Origin of the sequence: Mesorhizobium sp. M7A.F.Ca.ET.027.03.2.1, assembly GCF_003999175.1 — a bacterium.
Lineage (GTDB): Bacteria > Pseudomonadota > Alphaproteobacteria > Rhizobiales > Rhizobiaceae > Mesorhizobium.
Map to the genome: position 1 here is coordinate 1 of NZ_RZOM01000578.1, position 3,905 is coordinate 3,905.

Annotated in this window: 3 protein-coding genes; all 3 read left to right on the forward strand. The window is 62.8% G+C overall.

The features are described 5' to 3' along the window. Positions 1–1,533, forward strand: a 1,533-nt coding sequence (locus EN750_RS22565) for a prolyl oligopeptidase family serine peptidase (protein ID WP_145967838.1), incomplete at its 5' end; no start/stop codon positions are given. Positions 1,534–1,789: 256 nt separating this feature from the next. Continuing rightward, on the forward strand, positions 1,790–3,169 hold the full coding sequence (locus tag EN750_RS22575; RefSeq protein ID WP_127397690.1) for an aspartate aminotransferase family protein: 1,380 nt from the start codon (positions 1,790–1,792) through the stop codon (positions 3,167–3,169). Positions 3,170–3,311: 142 nt separating this feature from the next. After that, entirely contained in the window at positions 3,312–3,677 is a 366-nt protein-coding gene (locus EN750_RS22580) for a hypothetical protein (protein ID WP_127397691.1), read from the forward strand. The last annotated feature ends 228 nt before the right edge of the window (positions 3,678–3,905 follow it).

Genomic DNA, 3,905 nt, shown 5'->3' on the forward strand with positions numbered 1-3,905 from the left:
GACAAGGACACCGTCATCGTTTCGGCCGCTTTCGACGAGGCCGACAAGACCGAGTCCGGCTATCCGCGAGTCATAAAACTGTGGAAGCGCGGTACCAACCTGGAAGACGCGACGCCGTTCTTCGAGGCGCAGAAAGAGGATCTCGCCGTTGGTGCCGCTGTCGAGTACGACGGTGACAGACGCTATCTGGTCCTGGCTCGAACGCTGAATTTCTTCGCTTCGCACATCTTCCTTCGGCTGCCTTCCGGCGAAAACAAACAGCTGCCGCTACCGGACGACATGACCGATACGGCAATATTCAGGGATCAGCTCGTGTTCGGCGTGCGCAGTCCATGGACGGCGCCCGACGGCACGGTTTGCAAGCCCGACGGCCTCTATTCGCTGGATCTGGCGCACTGGGTCGAGACCGGCGCGCTCGGATCTGTCGAAACCTTGTTCGAGCCGGCATATCGCGTGTCCATCGCCGGCATGGCCCGCACGCAGGACCGGCTGTTCATCAGCCTGATGGACAATGTGCGCGGCAAGGTCGTCGTCTGCGAGCGCAAGGATGGCAACTGGTCGCTGAAACCGGTGGCGCTGCCCGAAAATGGCAATGTCGGCATCAGCCATGCCGAGCAGTTCGGCTCGAGCGTGTCCTTTTCCTTCACCGATTTCCTGACCCCGAGTTCGATCATCTGGTCTGACGACAATGGCGAGACGCTCGCTACCGTGAAGTCGCAGCCGGCGCGTTTCGATGCCTCGCAGCTCATCTCGGAACAGTTCGAGGCGCGCTCCAAGGACGGCACGATGATCCCTTATTTTGTCGTCAGGCGGCGCGATCAGAAGGGGCCGGTGCCGACGCTGCTTTACGGCTATGGCGGTTTCGAAGTGCCGCTGCTGCCCGGCTATGCCGGCGTGCGCGGGAGGCTATGGCTGGAAAAGGGCAATGCCTATGTGCAGGCCTGCATCCGCGGCGGCGGCGAGTTCGGCCCGGCCTGGCATCAAGCGGCGCTCAAGGGCAATCGCCAAAACGGATTCGATGATTTCGCAGCGGTCGCGCAGGACGTCGTCAAGCGCGGCATCGCGACAGCAAGCTCACTCGGCATCCAGGGTGGTTCGAATGGCGGCTTGCTGACCGGCGTTTCCTTGACGCAGCATCCCGAGCTATTCGGCGCCGTCATCATCGAGGTGCCGCTGCTCGACATGCTGCGTTACGCCGAATTGCCGCCTGGCGCCTCGTGGATCGCCGAATATGGCGATCCGTCGAAACCCGAAGACGCGAAGTGGCTTTCAGCCTACTCGCCCTACCAGCATGTCGACGCCGCTGCCGCCTATCCGCCTGTGCTCCTGACCACATCGACCGCTGACGATCGGGTCCATCCCGGCCATGCGCGCAAGATGGCCGCCCGCCTGCAGGAAGCCGGCCATGCCAGGACGCTGTTCTTCGAGGAGACCGAGGGTGGTCATGGCGGGCGTGGCGACCGCCGGCCGCAGGCGGCGCAGACGGCGATGAAATATGTCTTCCTGCAGAGGGCGCTGACAGCCAAGGCCTAGACTCATTCCGTTATGGTCCAAGCAAAGGGTGGTTCTCCTCGACGAGCCTTTGCTCTAAGCTGCCAGCCATGGCTCTCGTCAGGATGTTGGTTGGCGCATTTGAGGCTCGCGCATTGCGGGTCGCGGTGACGCCGTCACCGCGTACGCTGCGCGCCGAGCTTTTGCGGCTGTGCGCCCGCATCGGCTATTCGCCACCTCTCTGCCTCTGAAGCATTCGCCCCGGCTTGCCGGATAGAATCCAGAGGGAAGATCAGACATGACCTATCAGAATTATTCGCTGAAGCAGCTTCAGCAGATCGACGCCGCGCATCATCTGCATCCGTTCACCGACCATAAGGAAATGCGCGGGGCCGGGTCGCGCATCATCACCCATGCCAATGGCCCTTTCATCTACGATTCCGAGGGGGCTGAAATCCTCGATGGCATGGCCGGGCTGTGGTGCGTCAACATCGGCTATGGCCGTGACGAGCTGGCCGAGGCCGCCTATGCCCAGATGAAGGAACTGCCTTATTACAACTCCTTCTTCAAATGCTCGACGCCGACGCCGGTGCTGCTGTCCAAGAAGCTGGCGGAGATCGCGCCGAAGCACGTCAACCAGGTGTTCTATGGTTCGTCGGGCTCGGAGGCCAATGACACGGCACTGCGTCTCGTGCGCCACTATTGGGTGCTGGAAGGCCAGCCGGAGAAGAACCGCATCATCTCGCGCAAGATGGCCTATCACGGCTCGACCGTTGCCGGCACCTCGCTCGGCGGCATGGATGGTATGCACAAGCAGCTCAACGGTGCGGTGCCCAACATCGTCCATGTGATGATGCCCTACGCCTATGAACTGGCGCTGCCGGGAGAGAGCGACCATGATTTCGGCCTGCGCGCGGCCGGGGCTGTCGAGGAGGCGATCCTCGAAGCCGGCGCCGACAAGGTTGCCGCCTTTATCGGCGAGCCGGTCATGGGGGCCGGTGGCGTGAAGATACCGCCGGCGAGCTACTGGCCGGAAGTGCAGCGTATCTGCCGTAAATACGATGTCCTGTTGATGCTGGACGAGGTCATCACCGGTTATGGTCGCACCGGCGAGTGGTTCGCCGCCCAGAAGCTCGGCATCGAGCCCGACACGATCACCACGGCCAAGGCGCTGACGTCGGGCTACCAGCCGCTGTCGGCATTGCTGGTCGGCGACCGCATCGCCTCGACGTTGGTCGAGAAGGGCGGCGAGTTCAATCACGGCTACACCTATTCCGGCCACCCGGTGGCCTGCGCCGTGGCGCTGAAGAACCTCGAGATCATCGAACGCGAAGGGCTGGTCGACCGCGTCCGGAACGACACCGGCCCTTATTTCGCCAAGGCCTTGCAGGAGCGCATTGCCGGACATGATCTGGTCGGCGAGGTGCGTTCGATCGGACTGATGGGCGCAATCGAGATCGTCAAGGACAAGGCGACCAAGGAGCGGTTCCTGCCGGCTGGAAGTGCGGCGGTAACCGTGCGCGATCATGCCATCGCGCACGGCATGATGCTGCGCGCTACCGGTGACACGATGATCCTGTCGCCGCCGCTGATCTGGACCCGTGATACGATCGATATGGCCTGCGACCGCATCTCGAAGGCGCTGGATCTGGCGCAAGCCGACCTGCGCAAGCGGTAGAACTCGACCCCTCGGCTGGGCGCTCCTCGGCGGGAGCGCCCAGCCTTGAGGCCATGCTGACGCGGGGAGCGAACGAATTCCACCACAAGCGCGTAGTGTGTGGGGGCTGCGGCTGATTCGGCCGCGACAAGGGGTTGTTTCCATGAGAAAGACCGGCAAGAGCCGACGGACGCAAGAAGCGGCCATCATCGGCGGCGACCTGATGCTGGCGCCGCTGGTGGCGATGATGCGGCTGCCGTTGATGGCCATGGATGGCGGGAGCAGCCAGCCTTGGAGCACGGAGACCGCGCGTGCGGTAAACGAGAAGACCGCCGCTATGGCCGAAGGCGTGTTTGCGGCGCAAATGTCCTTCCTGCAATCGGCATCGCGGTTTTGGCCGGAAATCTTTTCCGGCCGCACGCCGTCGCTGTTCAACGGGGTCGCGGCGGAGCGCTCGATCAGCGCCGCGCTGAAGCCGGCAAGCCGTGCCGTGAAAGCGAATTTTCGCCGGCTGTCCAACAAGACCTGACAGAAGTTGCAGAACTTTGATTTTGCGCATTGACGGGCGCATGCGCTAGAATCAGTCGGTACGTCACGGATGGGGGACACGATGGCCGGACAACCGCTCAACCAGCCGGCTGAAATTCCAGCCGAACTCGACCGCTGGAACTGGGGCGCTTTCTTCCTCAACTGGATCTGGGGCATCGGCAACAGCACTTTCATCGCGTTGCTGGCGCTGATCCCTGTCGTCAACATC